17 protein-coding genes are annotated in these 15,673 nt (G+C 71.4%); 10 read left to right on the top strand and 7 right to left on the bottom strand.

All coding sequences use genetic code 11. The annotated features are described in order from the left end of the window. Positions 1 to 28: 28 nt before the first annotated feature. From ACFVXC_RS29715 to ACFVXC_RS29695, 5 genes are read left to right on the top strand one after another with little or no spacing between them, the layout of a single operon-like run. A complete protein-coding gene (locus ACFVXC_RS29715) occupies positions 29 to 982 on the top strand; it encodes an ABC transporter permease (protein WP_389911604.1) in 954 nt (317 codons plus the stop codon). Next, on the top strand, positions 979 to 1,863 hold the full coding sequence (locus tag ACFVXC_RS29710; RefSeq protein ID WP_389911189.1) for an ABC transporter permease: 885 nt from the start codon (positions 979 to 981) through the stop codon (positions 1,861 to 1,863). The genes ACFVXC_RS29715 and ACFVXC_RS29710 overlap by 4 nt, the downstream gene beginning before the upstream one ends. Further along, positions 1,860 to 2,885, top strand: a complete 1,026-nt coding sequence (locus ACFVXC_RS29705; RefSeq protein ID WP_389911186.1) for an ABC transporter ATP-binding protein — start codon at positions 1,860 to 1,862, stop codon at positions 2,883 to 2,885. Before ACFVXC_RS29710 ends, ACFVXC_RS29705 begins: the two co-directional genes overlap by 4 nt. Continuing rightward, a complete protein-coding gene (locus ACFVXC_RS29700) occupies positions 2,882 to 3,928 on the top strand; it encodes an ABC transporter ATP-binding protein (protein WP_389911183.1) in 1,047 nt (348 codons plus the stop codon). The genes ACFVXC_RS29705 and ACFVXC_RS29700 overlap by 4 nt, the downstream gene beginning before the upstream one ends. An 11-nt stretch (positions 3,929 to 3,939) precedes the next feature. Next, positions 3,940 to 5,796, top strand: coding sequence for a gamma-glutamyltransferase family protein (locus ACFVXC_RS29695; protein WP_389911181.1), 1,857 nt, complete (start codon positions 3,940 to 3,942; stop codon positions 5,794 to 5,796). A 6-nt stretch (positions 5,797 to 5,802) separates the two neighbouring features. Here the strand turns inward: ACFVXC_RS29695 and ACFVXC_RS29690 are convergent, their stop codons facing one another. The 4 genes from ACFVXC_RS29690 to ACFVXC_RS29675 all read right to left on the bottom strand — a co-directional run bounded on the left by ACFVXC_RS29690 (position 5,803) and on the right by ACFVXC_RS29675 (position 9,561). Continuing rightward, positions 5,803 to 5,973 carry a hypothetical protein gene (locus ACFVXC_RS29690; RefSeq protein ID WP_389911178.1) on the bottom strand — a complete coding sequence of 57 codons (171 nt, stop codon included), beginning with the start codon at positions 5,971 to 5,973 and terminating at the stop codon, positions 5,803 to 5,805. Positions 5,974 to 6,158: 185 nt separating this feature from the next. Further along, complete coding sequence (locus tag ACFVXC_RS29685; RefSeq protein WP_389911176.1) at positions 6,159 to 7,421, bottom strand: cation:proton antiporter; 1,263 nt, start codon at positions 7,419 to 7,421, stop codon at positions 6,159 to 6,161. A gap of 4 nt (positions 7,422 to 7,425) precedes the next feature. Further along, entirely contained in the window at positions 7,426 to 7,911 is a 486-nt protein-coding gene (locus ACFVXC_RS29680) for a cation:proton antiporter regulatory subunit (protein WP_389911173.1), read from the bottom strand. 108 nt (positions 7,912 to 8,019) lie between these two features. After that, positions 8,020 to 9,561, bottom strand: a complete 1,542-nt coding sequence (locus ACFVXC_RS29675) for an ATP-dependent DNA ligase (RefSeq protein ID WP_389911170.1) — start codon at positions 9,559 to 9,561, stop codon at positions 8,020 to 8,022. A 231-nt stretch (positions 9,562 to 9,792) separates the two neighbouring features. Between ACFVXC_RS29675 and ACFVXC_RS29670 the strand changes: the two genes are divergently transcribed. Both ACFVXC_RS29670 and ACFVXC_RS29665 read left to right on the top strand, forming a co-directional pair. Continuing rightward, a complete protein-coding gene (locus ACFVXC_RS29670; protein WP_389911167.1) occupies positions 9,793 to 10,206 on the top strand; it encodes an SsgA family sporulation/cell division regulator in 414 nt (137 codons plus the stop codon). Next, complete coding sequence (locus ACFVXC_RS29665; protein WP_389911601.1) at positions 10,172 to 10,612, top strand: SIP domain-containing protein; 441 nt, start codon at positions 10,172 to 10,174, stop codon at positions 10,610 to 10,612. The genes ACFVXC_RS29670 and ACFVXC_RS29665 overlap by 35 nt, the downstream gene beginning before the upstream one ends. On the opposite strand, the gene ACFVXC_RS29660 is transcribed toward ACFVXC_RS29665, so the two are convergent. Beyond that, positions 10,588 to 11,781: a D-alanyl-D-alanine carboxypeptidase family protein gene (locus ACFVXC_RS29660; protein WP_389911164.1), complete on the bottom strand. Its 1,194-nt coding sequence runs from the start codon at positions 11,779 to 11,781 to the stop codon at positions 10,588 to 10,590. The two genes, ACFVXC_RS29665 and ACFVXC_RS29660, sit on opposite strands and share 25 nt — an antisense overlap. A gap of 161 nt (positions 11,782 to 11,942) precedes the next feature. Then, positions 11,943 to 12,713, bottom strand: a complete 771-nt coding sequence (locus ACFVXC_RS29655) for an NAD(P)H-dependent oxidoreductase (protein WP_389911161.1) — start codon at positions 12,711 to 12,713, stop codon at positions 11,943 to 11,945. A gap of 98 nt (positions 12,714 to 12,811) precedes the next feature. On the opposite strand from ACFVXC_RS29655, the gene ACFVXC_RS29650 reads away from it, so the two are divergent. Next, a complete protein-coding gene (locus ACFVXC_RS29650; RefSeq protein ID WP_389911158.1) occupies positions 12,812 to 13,696 on the top strand; it encodes a helix-turn-helix domain-containing protein in 885 nt (294 codons plus the stop codon). Here the strand turns inward: ACFVXC_RS29650 and ACFVXC_RS29645 are convergent. After that, positions 13,693 to 14,379, bottom strand: coding sequence for a TetR/AcrR family transcriptional regulator (locus ACFVXC_RS29645; protein ID WP_389911155.1), 687 nt, complete (start codon positions 14,377 to 14,379; stop codon positions 13,693 to 13,695). The two genes, ACFVXC_RS29650 and ACFVXC_RS29645, sit on opposite strands and share 4 nt — an antisense overlap. Positions 14,380 to 14,529: 150 nt before the next feature. Here ACFVXC_RS29645 and ACFVXC_RS29640 point away from each other — a divergent pair, with 150 nt between their 5' ends. Next, positions 14,530 to 14,892: a hypothetical protein gene (locus tag ACFVXC_RS29640; protein ID WP_389911152.1), complete on the top strand. Its 363-nt coding sequence runs from the start codon at positions 14,530 to 14,532 to the stop codon at positions 14,890 to 14,892. A gap of 73 nt (positions 14,893 to 14,965) precedes the next feature. Next, a complete protein-coding gene (locus tag ACFVXC_RS29635; RefSeq protein WP_389911149.1) occupies positions 14,966 to 15,625 on the top strand; it encodes an SRPBCC family protein in 660 nt (219 codons plus the stop codon). The last annotated feature ends 48 nt before the right edge of the window (positions 15,626 to 15,673 follow it).

Raw genomic sequence — 15,673 nt, 5'->3', positions numbered from 1 at the left:
CCGTACGAACCCACTGCGCCTGAGCCCCATGGCGTCCTATCTGCTCACCCGGGCCCGGCAGTCCCTCATCACGCTCGTCCTGGTCAGCATGGTCGTCTTCGCAGGCGTCCGCGCGCTGCCCGGCGACCCGGCCCTCGCGCTCGCCGGTGAGGAGCGCAGCCCCGAGGCGCTCGCCGCGATCCGTGCGAGCTACGGCCTCGACGACAACATCGTCGTCCAGTACGGACGGTTCATCGGGCACGCCGTCACCGGCGACCTCGGCACCTCCTCACGCACCGGCCTCCCCGTCGCCGACGCGATCACCGCTGCCCTGCCCATCACCCTCGAACTGGCCGCCCTCTCGCTGCTCCTCGCGGTCGTGGTCGGCATCGGCGCGGGCATCGTCGCCGCCGTGCGGCGCGGCAAGCCGGAGGAGTGGCTGGCCAACGCCCTCGCACTCCTGGGACTCTCCATTCCCACCTTCTGGCTCGGCATCGTCCTCGTCCTCGGATTCGCCATCGCCCTACCGGTCTTCTCGGCCTCCGGATACGTGCCGTTCGCCACCGACCCGCTCGACAACCTGCGCCGCATGGTGCTGCCCTCGATCGTTCTCGGCTCGGGTCTCGCGGCCGTCGTGATGCGCCAGACGCGGGCGGCGATGCTCGACTCGCTCTCCGCCGACTACGTGCGCACCGCGCGGGCCAAGGGCCTCTCACGGCGCGAAATCATCGGCGGGCACGCGTTGCGCAACTCCCTGGTCACCGTCGTGACCGTGCTCGGTCTCCAGCTCGGCCACCTCATCTCCGGCGCCGTCGTCACCGAGCAGATCTTCGTCCTGCCCGGCTTCGGCAAGCTCACCATCGACGCCGTCTTCACCCGCGACTACGCGACCCTGCAAGGCGTGGTGCTCTGCACATCCGCCGCGTACATCCTCATCAATCTGCTGGTCGACGTGGCGTACTCGGTCATCGACCCGCGCATCCGGCTCGGAGGTGCCCGGTGACGACAGCGGTGCTCACAACGCTGGGGCGGATACGTTCCGCGAGCGCGAGAAGCGGCAAGCTGCGCGCCCTGCGCAAGAACCGGCTCGCCATGACCGGTGGCGTCATCGCCGCCGTGTTCGTCCTCGCGGCGCTCTTCGCGCCGCTGGTCGCGCCCTACGACCCCGCACGCCCCGACTTCGCGGACGCCCTCGCCGCGCCCGGCTGGTCGCACTGGCTCGGCACCGACGACCTCGGCCGCGACCAGCTCTCCCGTGTCGTGTACGGGGCGCGGGCGTCCATGCAGGTGGGTGTGGTGGCGGTGGCGCTCGCCTTCGTCGTCGGCGTACCCCTTGGGCTGCTCGCGGGCTACTACGGCAGGTTCACCGACAGCGTGGTCTCGCGGCTCACCGACACGATGCTCGCGTTCCCGTTCCTGGTGCTCGCCGTCGGCCTCGCCGCGGTGCTCGGCCCCTCGCTGACCAACGCGACCATCGCGATCGGGATCTCGCAGATTCCGGCCGTCATCCGCATCACCCGCGCGGAGACACTGAGGCTGCGACACGTCGACTACGTGGCGGCCGCCGTCGCCAACGGAGGCGGCGACGCCACCGTCCTCTTCCGGCACATCCTGCCCAACGCCACCTCCGCGCTGACCGTCCAGGCGACCGTCGGCATCCCCGCCGCGATCATCGGCGAGGCGCTGCTCAGCTTCCTCGGCCTCGGCGTGCAGCCACCGGACGCGTCACTCGGCGTGATGCTCTCCGGCGCCCAGTCCTTCCTCGCGCCCGCGCCGTGGATGGCGGTCTTCCCCGGACTCGCCGTCGTCGCGGCCACCCTGGCGTTCAATCTGCTCGGCGACGGCCTGCGGGACGTCCTCGACCCCCGAGGAGCCACCCGATGAACCAGTCAGTACTGAGCGTGCGCGACCTGTCGGTCTCCTTCCGCTCCGACACCCGTACCGTGCACGCCGTCGACCATCTGTCGTACGACGTCGCACCGGGCGAAGTGCTCGCGGTGGTCGGCGAGTCGGGGTGCGGCAAGTCCGTCACGGCGATGGCCGTGATGGGGCTCCTGCCGCCCACCGCGCACATCGACGGGTCGATCAGGCTCGGCGGGTCCGAGATCGCGGGCGCGAGCGAGAAGGAGCTCGGGAAGGTCCGCGGCAAGGACATCGCCATGATCTTCCAGGAGCCGATGACCTCGCTCAACCCGGTCCTGACCATCGGCCGGCAGATAGGCGAGGTGGTCCGGCGGCACCAGGGACTGTCGAAGAAGGAGGCACGCGCGCGCGTCGTCGAACTCCTCGGCCTGGTGGGCATCCCGGCCCCCGCCCAGCGCGTCGACGAATATCCCCATCAGCTCAGCGGTGGCATGCGCCAGCGCGTCATGATCGCCATCGCCGTCGCCTGCGACCCGTCCGTACTGATCGCCGACGAGCCGACCACCGCGCTCGACGTCACCGTCCAGGCGGGCATCCTCGAAGTCCTGCGGTCCCTGCGCGAACGGCTCGGCACCGCGATCGTGCTGATCACCCATGACCTTGGCGTGGTGGCCGACACCGCCGACCGGGTCCTGGTCATGTACGCGGGACGCCCCGTCGAGCAGGCCCCGGTGCACGAGCTGTTCGCCGAGCCGCGCCACCCGTACACCCGGGGACTGCTGAGCGCCGTACTGCGCCCGGGCGGGGAGGGCAAACGGCGCCTGCCCGAGATACCCGGCCTGGTGCCGAGCCTCGGCGCGCAGCCGGACGCCTGCACCTTCGCCCCGCGCTGCGCCCGCGCCGACGACCGGTGCGCGACGAGCAGGCCCGGCTTCAAGGCCGTCTCCCCGAGCGCCGGAGCCGATGCCGCGCACCGGGCGGCCTGCTGGCACCCGCAGGAGGCCCCCGCGCTCACGCCCACCACCCAGGAGGCCGGACAGTGACCCCGACGCCCGTGCTTGAACTGACCGGCCTGGAACGGCACTTCGCGTCCCCCAGCGGTATCGTGCGCGCCGCCGACGGCGTCACTCTCACCGTCGGCAAGGGGGAAGTCGTAGGACTCGTAGGGGAGTCGGGGAGCGGAAAGTCGACGGTGGGGCGGTGCGCCGTAAGGCTCGACGAACCCACCGGGGGCACCGTCCACATCAACGGCACGGATGTGACCCGCCTTTCGCGGCGCGCCCTGCGGCCCCTGCGCAAGGACTTCCACCTCGTCTTCCAGGACCCCTCCTCCTCGCTCGACCCGCGCATGACCGTCGGGCGGATCATCGCCGAACCCCTGCGTCTGCACGGCATCGCCAAGGGGGACGCGGCACGCGCGCGCGTGGCGGAACTCCTCGCCCAGGTCGGCCTGCGACCCGAGCACGCCGACCGGCACCCGCACGAGCTCTCCGGCGGGCAGCGGCAACGCATCTCCATCGCCCGTGCTCTCTGCGTCGATCCGGATCTCCTGGTGGCCGACGAACCCACCTCCGCCCTCGACGTCTCCGTCCAGGCCTCGGTCCTCAACCTCCTGGCCGATCTGCAGCGGGACCGCGGCTTCGGATGCCTGTTCATCACGCACGATCTGGCCGCCGTGGAGTTCCTCGCCGACCGCATCGCGGTCATGTACCTCGGACAGATCGTCGAACAGGCGCCGACCGTCGAGCTGTTCGCCGACCCCAAACACCCCTACACACAGGCGCTCCTGTCCGCCGCCCCGGTGCCCGACCCGGCGGTGCAGCGCACCCGCGAGCGCATCGTCCTCAGCGGCGAACTGCCGAGCCCGCTCGCCCCGCCGCCGGGGTGCCGTTTCCACACGCGCTGTCCGCTGGCCGTCGACCGCTGCCGGGTCGAGGTGCCCGAGCTGCGCGTGCTCCCCGGCGACGCGGACGCGGACGGCGGGCGCGAGGTCTCCTGTCACCTGGTCGCCGATGACGGCACGGCTCCGGACGCGGCCGCCGCCCCGACCCTCCGTACGATCCCCAGTACCCGCACCGCACGCTAGGAGCAGCTCTCGTGTTCACCACTAGGCCGACCCTCCAAGGCACCTTCGGCATGGTGTCCTCCACCCACTGGCTCGCCTCGCAGTCGGCGATGGCCGTCCTGGAGGACGGCGGCAACGCCTACGACGCGGCCGTCGCCGCCGGTTTCGTCCTGCACGTCGTCGAGCCGCACCTCAACGGCCCGGCCGGCGAGGTGCCGATCATCCTGGCCCCCGCCGACGGCCAGGTGCGGGTCCTGTGCGGGCAGGGCGGTGCGCCCGCGGGCGCGACCGTGGACCACTACCGCTCGCTCGGCCTCGAACTGGTCCCGGGCACAGGACCGCTCGCGGCGGCCGTACCGGGCGCCTTCGACGCGTGGATGGTGCTCCTGCGCGACCACGGGACCAAGTCCCTCGCCGACGTCCTCAAGTACGCCATCGGGTACGCCGCCGACGGCCACGCGCCCGTGGAGCGCGTCGGCGAGACCGTCGAGACGGTACGCGAACTCTTCGAGACCGAATGGCCCTCGTCGGCCGAGGTCTACCTGCCCGGCGGCGACTCCCCGCGCCCCGGTGAGCTCCTGCGCAACCCGGCGCTCGCCGCGACCTGGCGCCGCGTGATCGAGGAGGCGGGAGACGGCTCGCGCGTCGAGCAGATCGAAGCCGCGCGGAAGATCTGGAGCGAAGGGTTCATCGCCGAGGCGCTGATACGTCAGGCGGCCCGCCCCACGATGGACACCAGCGGATCCCGGCACACCGGAACGCTGACGGCCGCCGACCTCGCCGGATGGGAGGCGAGCTACGAGGCCCCGGCGACGTACGACTGGAACGGCTGGACGCTGTGCAAGGCGGGCGGCTGGAGCCAGGGTCCGGCCTTCCTCCAGCAGCTGGCCGTGCTTCCCTCCGCCCTCGCGGAGCTGCCCGCGTACGGCTCGGCCGACTATGTCCACCTGCTGATCGAGGGCTGCAAGCTCGCCATGGCCGACCGCGAGGCCTGGTACGGGGATGCGGACGGCGACGGCACGGTCCCTGTCGCCGAGCTGCTCTCCGCGGCGTACAACGCGGAGCGCCGGACGCTCATCGGCGAGAAGGCGTCTCACGAGCTGCGCCCCGGAAGCCCCGGCGGGCGCACCGCGAAGATCTCCGCCCACGCCCGTGCCGTGGCCGACGCAGAGCCCGGCTTCGACGCCCTCGGCCTGCCCGGAGCGGGTGCGGGCGAGCCGACCGTCGCCAAGAGCGGCACCTCACCCGTGCCCGGCGAACCGGCCGTCTCCGCGGACGGCGCCACTCGCGGCGACACCTGTCACCTGGACATCGTCGATCGCTGGGGCAACATGGTCGCGGCCACGCCGAGCGGCGGCTGGCTGCAGTCCAACCCCGTCGTCCCCGAACTGGGCTTCCCGCTCGGCACCCGCCTCCAGATGGCGTGGCTGGAGGAGGGCCTGCCCAACTCCCTGACGCCGGGCCGCCGTCCGCGCACCACCCTCACGCCGTCGCTCGCTCTCAAGGACGGCGTCCCGGTGATGGCGTTCGGCACACCCGGCGGCGACCAGCAGGACCAGTGGCAGGTGCACTTCTTCCTGGCGGTCGCGCTGCGCGGCTCCGTACGCGGGGGCCTCGACCTCCAGGGCGCCATCGACGCCCCGAACTGGCACAACGACAGTTTCCCCGGCTCCTTCTACCCGCGCGGTATGCGCCCGGGAAGCGTCACGGTCGAGTCCCGCATGGACGAGGCCGTCATCGAGGAGCTGCGGCGGCGCGGGCACGACGTGACGGTCGGCGAGCCCTGGTCGGAGGGGCGGCTGTGCGCGGTGGCGCGCGATCCGCGCACCGGAGTGCTCTCGGCGGCGGCCAATCCGCGCGGGATGCAGGGGTACGCAGTGGGGCGCTGAGGCGCGTCAGCGAACTGCCGGAGCCGCCCGCCCGGTCCGCAACGGGGCGGCGGCGAAGACGAGAATGTCCGGGTTGAGCACGGCGTGGACGGCGGCGACGGCCCCGTCATCGCTGATCTCGGGCACCACGACGGCCGTGAGCCGACCGGATTGCGGCAGGTCCTGGACACCCAGCACGTCTTCGACGACTGGTGGGTCCAGGGGCACGGCCGCTGGGAGAACGAACTCGCCGCGCGAAGGGCGAGCGGCGGCGGCGCGTCACTTTCCCGGAGGGGAGCCGGGGCCCTCACCGAGAGCCTCACCCGCCCCGCAGGTCCTGCGGGGCGGGCTCGCCGGGCGCTGTGCGCCGCGGGCGGCAGCGGTCAGGAGCGGCCGCTGGTGTTCTGTTCGTCGAGCGATTCCTCCGAGGACCGCTCCGGCTCCCTGGGGGCAGGCAGTGCCACCGTGGCAGCGGCCTCCTTGCGGCGCGCCACGGCGCCGCTCACCAGTGCGGCCATCGGCTGCACGAAGCGTGCGGTCAGCGGGCCGACGATCACGAGGATCAGGACGTACGCCGTGGCCAGCGGGCCGAGCCGCGGCTCGATGCCCGCGGTGACGGCCAGACCGGCGATGACGATGGAGAACTCACCGCGCGCCACAAGCGCGCCGCCCGCCCGCCATCGTCCCTTGACGGAGATCTTGGCGCGTCGAGCCGCGAAGTACCCGGTGGCGATCTTCGTGCACGCCGTCACGACGGCGAGCAGGAGTGCGGGAAGGAGGACCGGAGGAATACTCGCGGGATCCGTGTGCAGGCCGAAGAAGACGAAGAAGACGGCGGCGAACAGGTCCCGCAGCGGGGAGAGGAGGCTGTGTGCACCCTCGGCGGCCTCACCGGAGAGGGCGATGCCGACCAGGAACGCTCCCACGGCGGCGGAGACCTGGAGCTGCTGCGCGATCCCGGCGACCAGGATGGTCAGACCGAGGACGACCAGGAGCAGCTTCTCGGGATCGTCGCTCGACACGAAGCGCGAGATCACGCGGCCGTAGCGCACGGCGAGGAACAGCACGAGACCGGCGGCCCCGAGCGCGATGCCCAGGGTGAGGCCGCCCGCGGCCCAGCCGACACCGGCCAACAGGGCGGTGATGATGGGCAGATACACCGCCATGGCCAGGTCTTCGAGGACCAGGATGCTGAGGATGACGGGCGTCTCTCGGTTGCCGAGGCGGCCCAGGTCGCCGAGGACCTTCGCGATGACCCCGGACGACGAGATCCAGGTGACGCCCGCGAGGACCACGGCCGCCACCGGCCCCCACCCCATGAGCAGCGCGGCGATCGCGCCGGGCACGGCGTTGAGTCCCATGTCGACGAGACCGGCCGGGTACTGGGTCTTGAGGTTGCTGACCAGATCGCTCGCGGTGTATTCGAGCCCCAGCATGAGGAGCAGCATGATGACGCCGATCTCGGCGCCGATCGCGACGAACTCCTCACTGGCGCCCAGCGGCAGAAGGCCGCCCTCGCCGAAGGCCAGTCCGGCGAGCAGGTAGAGGGGGATCGGGGAGAAGCGGAACCGCCCGGCGAATCTGCCGAGCAGTCCGAGCGCGAGAATGATCGCGCCGAATTCGATCAGAAGGACTGCGGAGTGCATCGAATCACTCCCGACCAAGTATCGCGGCGGCGCTCTCCACACCCTCGCGGGTGCCGATCACGATGAGCGTGTCCCCGCCCGCGAGCCGGAAGGCCGGCGTGGGCGAGGGAATGGCTTCGGCCCGGCGGAGGACCGCGACGATCGAGGCGCCGGTCTCGGTACGCATCTGGGTCTCACCGAGCACCCGCCCGTTCCAGTGCGAGGAGCCGGAGACTTCGATGCGTTCGGCGACGAGACCGAGATCGGTGGTGTGCAGGAGGTTGGGGCTGTGGTGCGAGGGCATCAGCGCGTCGATCAGCGCGTCCGCCTCACCGGAACTCAGACGCAGCGAGAGCGCGCACTCGTCCGGGTCGTCGGCGCGGTAGGCGCTGAGGGTGCGCGCGCCGTCCCGGTGCGCGACGACCGAGATCTGGCGTTGTTCTCGGGTGGTCAGGTCGTACCGGATACCGATGCCTGGGAGTGGCGTCTGGCTGAGACGTGAAGCGGGCACAGCTCTTCCCCTAGTTGCTGATTGGCTGATGGGCGTCAATACGGCGTTAAGGTCACCCTATCGGCCCGTCCTTTGCCTGAACTTGGTGGTAAGGGTGCTGCGCCGAGATCAGAGTTGACGTTCTGCCAGCACTGTCGCGACGGAATCGGCTTCTGTGGGCGACTTGTCCTCGCGGTAGCGGACGACGCGGGCGAAGCGGAGTGTGACGCCGGCCGGATAGCGCGTGGACTTCTGCAGCCCGTCGTAGGCGATCTCCACGACGAGCTGCGGACGCACGGTCACCAGGAAGCCGTCGTCGCTGACCGCGAGCTCACGCAGCCGCTCGGTCTGCCAGGCGAGCATCACATCGGTCATGCCCTTGAAGGTCTTACCGAGCATGGCGTACGTCCCGTCGTCGCGCCGGGCGCCCAGGTGGAGGTTGGAGAGCTTGCCGGTGCGCCGCCCGTGCCCCCACTCGGCGGCCAGGACCACGAGGTCCAGGGTGTGCACGGGCTTGACCTTCAGCCAGCTCGCCCCGCGGCGACCGGCGATGTACGGCGCGTCGAGGGCCTTGAGCACGACCCCCTCATGGCCGCGGCCCAGGGTGTCGGCGAAGAACTCCTCGGCGGCGCGGAGCTCCGTCCCGTCGGCGGGGTCGGTGACGACGGTGCGCCGCACCCGCATCGGCTCGGGGACGAGCCGCGCGAGGTGACCGTGCCGCTCGGTGAAGGGCAGGTCGAGGAGATCCCGCCCGCCGTCGTACAGGACGTCGAAGAAGACGGGGGAGACGGGGAGCCCGGCGGCGGCGGTGGCGACATCCACCCGGGATCCGACGCGTCCGGCGATCTCCTGGAAGGGGCGGGGTCTTCCATTGTCGTCGAGCGCGATGACCTCCCCGTCGAGAATGAAGCTCTCACCGTCCAATTCGCGTGCGGCGGCGGTAAGTTCGGGAAGACGGTCGGTGATGTCGTCGAGGGTGCGGGTGTAGACGCGGACCTCGTCCCCGTCGCGGTGCACTTGGACGCGGATGCCGTCAAGCTTCTCCTCGACGGCGCACGGCCCGCCCAGTTTGTTGACGCCTTCGGTGACGGAACCGGCGCCGTGCGCGAGCATCGGGAGTACGGGCCGCCCGACGCTGAGCCGGAACTCCTCCACCGCGCCGGCCCCCCTCGCGAGAAGGGCCTCGGCGACGGGGGTCACCGCCCCTGCCAGCATCACCGCGCGCCGCACGGCGGCCGGCGGGGCCTGGGTGGCCCGGGCGAGGCCCTCCACGGCGATGGCGTCGAGCGCGCCCTGCCGCACTTCACCGGTCAGCAGACCGACGAGGAACCGCTGCTCTTCGGCGGTGGCCGCGCCCATCAACTCCCTTACCAGCCGCCTTCGTTCGCCCTGGGAGCCCTGACCGGAGAGGGTGCCGACGGCAGTGAGAGCGGCATCCGTGGCCTGGACGGTGAGGGTGGGTTCGACGGCGGCCGTGGGCGGATCCTTCAGGAGACTCCACCCGATGCCCAGCCTCCCCTGGGGGAGGCGGCCCGCGAGGTAGGGGATGACGATGGGCGCGTCGGCGGGGGTGGCCGAGCGGAAGAGGTCGGCGAGGAGGGTGATCTTCCCGGAGCGGGCGGGGGTGGTGGCCACAGTGGCGGACACGTGGGCCAGGCGGGCTAGGAGCATGAGTTCTTCCTTCCCCGATCCCGCCCCTTCCTGGCTGCTCTATTGGCGGCTTCGCCGTGTGGTGGATCTCGCGGGGGATCCCCCCTGTCTTTCCGCCTCGAACGCCGGAGTGGCACAGGTCACAGAATTCGACCCGCGTGCCGCGTAATGAAACCCCTCGCCGCGGACTCGTACATGCACGGAAGAAAGCAGAGCGAGCAGCGGCAGCTGCGGCAGAAGAGGAGTCCGATCATGGCCGTCACCCTTGAGCAGCCCGCTCGCGCTCGCCTGATCACCCCCGAGGGGCGCGAGCGTGCGCTGTCCGTGACCCTGCGCTATGCGTCGGACGACCCGCTGGCCGTCCAGATCGCCTTCCCGTCCGAGGCCTCCCTCGACGGTGCGGAGGTCACCTGGATCTTCGCCCGTCAGCTCCTCGAAGAGGGTCTGCGCACCCCCGTGGGCACCGGGGACGTGCACATCTGGCCCTGCGGGCGGGCGCGCACGGTTCTTGAGTTCCATGCGCCGCAGGGTCTCGCCCTGGTTCAGTTCGACAGAGCCGTGCTGCGCAGATTCCTGCTCCGTGCGTACGCCGTCGTGGGCGCAGGGCGCGAGGAGGCGGGGCTCGACCTGGATCAGGATCTCGCCCGTCTGCTGCGCGGAGTCTGACCGCGACGCGCGTACGCACTCGCCCGCCCGATACCCGATAGAGGAGCTCGCGCTGACCGGAGTGCGTCCGCCGATGCGGGTGCGCCTGTGGTTCGACCAGGCGCACGGCAGGCGTCATCAGCGCGCGTACCCCCTGGTCGACCCCGACCCCGCCGCCGGGACGTTCAGCCTGGAGTTCGCCCTGCACGACCTGCGCCGGGTGGAGCGGCGTGACGCGGGTGGCCACCTCGTCGACGAGGTGAAGGTGGCGCTGCCCGCGCTGATCGAGGACTCCGCCGACGTGTACGTATGGATCACCTGCGACACGACGACGACCCGGGCCCTCGCCTCGTACGTACGCAAGGAGCTCTCGATCCCGAGGCACCGCGTGCACGCGCTCGGCTACTGGCGCCCCGAGAATCGGTAGGCGCGGGCCGCCCGCCGCCGGATCACCACCACCGCACCGGCCACCAGGGCCGCCGAACCCGCGGTGACGAGAAGGATCGCGGTCCAGTCCGAGCCGTCCGCCTCGACCGTATGGGCGGCGAGCTCGGCAGCGGGCGCGGGGCCCCGTGCCGTGCCCGCTTTCTCGCTCTCGGGGACCAGCGAACCCACCGGCCTGACGTGCCCAGCGGCCTTGAACCCCCAGTCGAGGAGCGACCTGGTCTCCTCGTACACGCGGTATCCGCCGCTCGCCTGCGGGTTCATCACCGATACGACGAGAGTGCGGCCGCCGCGCTGGGCCGCGCTGATGAGGGTGTTGCCCGCGTGGCTCGTGTAGCCGTTCTTGATGCCGAGCAGGCCGGGGTAGCCGGCCACGCCGTCGGCGCCGGTGAGCAGGCGGTTGGTGTTCTGGATGGGGTAGGACCAGCCGCCGTTGGGGAACTTGGCAACCGAGGTCGAGCAGTAGCGGGCGAACTCCGGATCCTTGAGCCCCGCCCGGCCGAAGACCGCGAGGTCGTACGCCGATGAGACCTGCCCCGGTGCGTCGTAACCGTCCGGCGAGACCACATGCGTGTCGCGTGCGCCCAGCGTGCGGGCCTTGGCACGCATCTGACGGACGGTCTGCTGCCAGCCGCCGTTGAGCTTGGCGAGCACGTGCACGGCGTCGTTGCCGGAGCTGAGGAACACGCCGCGCCACAGATCGGCGATGCGGTAGCTGCGCCCCGCCTCGACCCCCACAAGGCTGCTGCCGTCGCCGATGCCGGAGAGGTCGCTCTGGGTGACCTTGTGCCGGGCGACGGCGTCCAGGTGCGGCAGTGCGGTGAGGGCGAAGAGCGACTTCAGGGTGGAGGCGGGCGGCAGCTGACGGTGCGCGTTGTGGGCGGCGAGGACTTCGCCCGAACGGGCGTCGGCCACCAGCCAGGAGAGCGCGGAGACGTCGCCCGGCACGGCAGGGGCGCCCGCGCCGGGACGTGCCTGGACTCCTTGCCGGTCGAGGAGGTCCGAGGAGTACGCGGGGCCCGGCTTGGGCGGCGTGGGCTCGGCCGTCGCGGCCGCCGCCGCCGAGACGGGTGTGGGCAGGAGGACCAGGGCGGCGACCGCGAGTGCCGCGGTGCGGACGGATGAGGAGCGCGGGAGGTACCTGATGACCATTCAGCCACGGTATGAGCGCGGCCCGAAGCCCGCAGGTCAGCTTGGTCCGGCTGGATGTACCGGTGGCCGCCGGCCGTGTCCGCGTGCGCTCTTCCCGAACCCGCCGTTCCTGCCCACACCGCTGTTCAATCCCCATGCGAGTGACCGGGGTGCCCCGCTGCTCAGCCGCGCGGCCGGACGTGGAGATCAAGGCCGCTCGTCCCCGGCGCCTCCACGCCCGGCAGCAGCCGCATGTCGTGGTCGTAGTCACCGCCGACCAGCGACCGGAACGGCACAGGATCATCCGTGAAGAGCCCGTCGAGCCGACGCCCGTACGCCCGCTTGGTCGCCGCGAACCGATCCTCCGGCAGATCGTTCGCGTCGTACACCACGAACGGTTCGAGCGGCTCCATGCCGGTGAACCAGAACAGGCCGTGCTGCACGGGGTGCAGGATGTCCGCCATGCGGCCGTGGATGCCCCGGTCGGTGAACGAGGACTCCCGGGCGCCGACCGTTACCGATACCAGCGCGCGCCGCCCCGCCAAGGCGCCCTCGCTGTAGGGCGGCGGGACCGCGGGGCCGTAGCCGAACCCCGCGGTGAACACCCTGTCGATCCAGCCCTTCAGGATCGCGGGCGCCGAGAACCACCACATCGGGAACTGCAGGATCACCGCGTCCGCCCGGCGCACCTTCTCCTGCTCCGCCGCGATGTCCGGCGAGAGGCGCTCCGCGAGGGTGTCCTGCTCGGAGGCGGCCATCACCTGCAGTCGCCGGTCCGCGGTGTGGCCGGGGAAGTCGTCGGCGTCCACCGCCGCCTTCCACTTCATCGCGTAGAGGTCGCAGACCTGTACCTCGTGACCGGCCGCGCGCAGCTCCTCCGCGGCGAAGGATGCCAGCGAGGCGTTGAGCGAACGGGGTTCCGGATGGGCGCTGACGACGAGGATCTTCTTCATGACGCCACGTTCTCCCAGGCCGGGGAGGGCAGCCAGAACCCTGTTCAACCGTCGGAACGGCAGTCCTGGTACTGGCAGGGCCACGCATAATTGGTCCCATGGACGACGGCACGGACCAACTGACGCACACCGACGGGATCGGCGACACCCGGCGGGCACTCGGCGGTTTTCTGCGCGCCCGCCGGGGGCGCGTCGCGCCGGAGCACGTCGGGATCGCCGGCGGCCGTCGCCGCCGGGTGCGCGGGCTGCGCCGTGAGGAGCTGGCCCAGCTCGCCGGGATCAGCGTGGACTACTACGTACGTCTCGAACAGGGCCGGGCCACCCAGCCGTCCCCCGAGGTGCTCGACGCGCTCGCCGGCGCGCTCGGCCTCGACGCGGCGGAGCGGGGGCATCTGGCGACCCTGGCCGCGGCCCGGCGCGATCCCGCGCCCACGGCCCGGGTCAGCCCCCTGCTGCGGCGGATCCTGGACTCCATGGCCGGCTTCCCGGCGTTCGCCACGGACCACCGCCTCGACGTGGTGGCCTGGAACAGTCTGGGCGCCGAGCTGATGGGCGGCCTGGGCGAACCGTGGCGCCGCGATCGGAACAACGCGAGGTTCCTCTTCCTCGATCCCGCGTCGCGCGCCGTGTTCCCCGAGTGGGAGGACAGGGCCGCGGAGGCCGTGGGTCAGCTGCGGGTGGCGGCGGGGCGTTATCCCAAGGACGCGGAGCTCGCGGTGCTCATCGCCGAACTCGCCGCGCACAGCGCCGAGTTCCGGAAGATCTGGGACAGTGGCGAGGTCGTGATGTGCGCGGCGGGCCGCAAGCAGCTGCGCCACCCGACGGCCGGGCGGCTCACCCTGGACTTCGAGACCTTGCATGTGCCGGCGGCGCCCGGTGAGACGGGGCTCGTGGTGCATGTGTTCAGTGCCGCGGAGGGCAGCTCCCAGGCCGCGGCTCTCGCGGGTCTGGCCCGTGGCCGCGCTCGCGAGCTGTCGGCCTAGGGCTTGGCCGGCAGGTCGTCCAGCAGGTCGTCCAGTTCGGCCGCGAAGAGAAGCGCCGGATCGAAGCCCATGGCGCTGAAGTGGCCCGAGAGTTCCAGGGACAGGACGCCGTGCATCCGGGTCCAGAAGGACAGGGCCCGGTGGAGGGCCGCACCTTGGGCGGGGTGACCGGCGGCCCAGTCCCGGTGGTCCTCCAGGTGGGCGGCGAACGGTGACGCGGCGCTGTCCGGGGCGAGCGCCGTGGAGGCGTCGAGCAGCGTCGTCATGATCTCGTTGGAGATGCCGGTGATGTCCTCGGGCGCGTGATAGCCGGGGACGGGGGTGCCGTAGATGAGGAAGTACCGCTGCGGGTCCACCAGCGCCCACGCGCGCACGACGTGGGCAAGTCCTGCGAGGTCGGCGCCGTCGGTGAAGGCCGCGCGGACGGTGTCGGCGAGGCTTCGGTACGCGTCACGGATGAGTTCGGTGATCAGCGCGTCGCGACTGGCGAAGTAGCGGTAGAGCGCGGGACCGCTCATACCCATCTGCTTGGCGATCGCGTTGAGCGAGAGCGCGGACGCTCCCGCCGTGGCGATCTGCTCCCACGCGCGCTCCTTGACCTCCGTACGCACCTGGGTGCGGTAGCGCTCGCGAGGGGTCTTCGCGTCCGTCTTCGCGCCCGGTTTCGCGCTCGTCCTCGCCATGGCCGGCCACCTCTCCCAGATACGCGTCTACACCTTCAAAGTTTCGTTAGAGGTTATCACGCAAACTGTTGACCGCCCGATCCGAACTGCGTTATACCTTCTAACGAACACGTGAGCCTCTAGCTCACGTCACCGGACGAGGAGAACCTGATGGCCGCCACGATCGAGTCACGCCCCACCCGTGCAGGCCGGTACATCCCGCTGTCGGTGACCGTCTCGGCCTGGGCGGTCCCCGTCATGGTCGTCGGTCAGTTCGCCCTGGTGGCGGGAGTGCCGGTGGTGATCGCGTTGGTCGGTGCGCTCCGTCGCGTCCCCGACCGGGCGGTGCGCGGGGCGGCCGCGCTCGTCGCCCTCACGTTCGCGATCCCGCTCGTCTTCTGGCTGACGCGGCCCGACGGGGCGCAGAGCCTGTCCAAGGACATGCACCCCGGTTTCGTCGGCCTGATCGTCGCGGCGTCCGCCGCACTCCTGGTGACCCTCCACCGGTCCCGCAGGAGCCTTCAGGCGAGGTGACACCGCCACTCACCCGACACTGCACACCGTCCCAACCCGCCACGCCCACCCGCCAATTGACCAGGAGAACGCCATGCCCGGGATCCGCAGCACCAGCATTCGCAGCACCAGCGTCCGCGCCGCCCTGTTCACCGTCCCGCTGGTCGTCGCCGGAATCCTCGGCACCGCCGTCGCCCCCGCCGCGGCCTCCCCGCACCCCGGCGACGGCAAGTCACTCACCTGCCGCGGAGAGGGCGTCGACCCCAAGGCTCTCGTGCGCCACAGGACCGGGACCGTGATCCACGCGCCACTGAGCACCGTCTGGAAGCTGCAGACCGACGTGGAGCGCTGGCCGTCCTGGCAGAAGCCGGTCACGACCGTCGACCGCCTCGACCACGGCCCCCTCAGGAAGGGGTCCGCGTTCCGGTGGACGACCCCGATACCCCCCAACCCCGCGACTCCCGCCACGAGCCTGGACATCACCTCGACCGTCAAGCAGCTCAAGCGCGATTCCTGCATCCGCTGGACCGGCCCCGCGATCGGCGAGGGGCTGCGCATCGACGGCGTCCACGTATGGAACTTCATCAAGGTCAGGGGAGGAGTCCTCGTGCGCACTGAGGAGACCCACGCGGGAGAGCAGGTCGAGGCGAACGTTCCCGCCGCGACCGAGATCCTCAGTGAGGGCCTCGAAGGGTGGCTGGCTGCCCTGAAGACCACGGCGGAAGCCCGCGCAGGCCACCACCAGCGCCACTGAACCGAGCGCCGGGCCCGCCCCTGCGGGAGGACGACGAAGGCGCGGCAC

Origin of the sequence: Streptomyces sp. NPDC058257, from assembly GCF_042881845.1 — a bacterium.
Classification (GTDB): Bacteria; Actinomycetota; Actinomycetes; order Streptomycetales; family Streptomycetaceae; genus Streptomyces.
The sequence above is the reverse complement of the archived record's forward strand: the minus strand, read 5'-3'. Positions and strand labels throughout refer to the sequence as shown.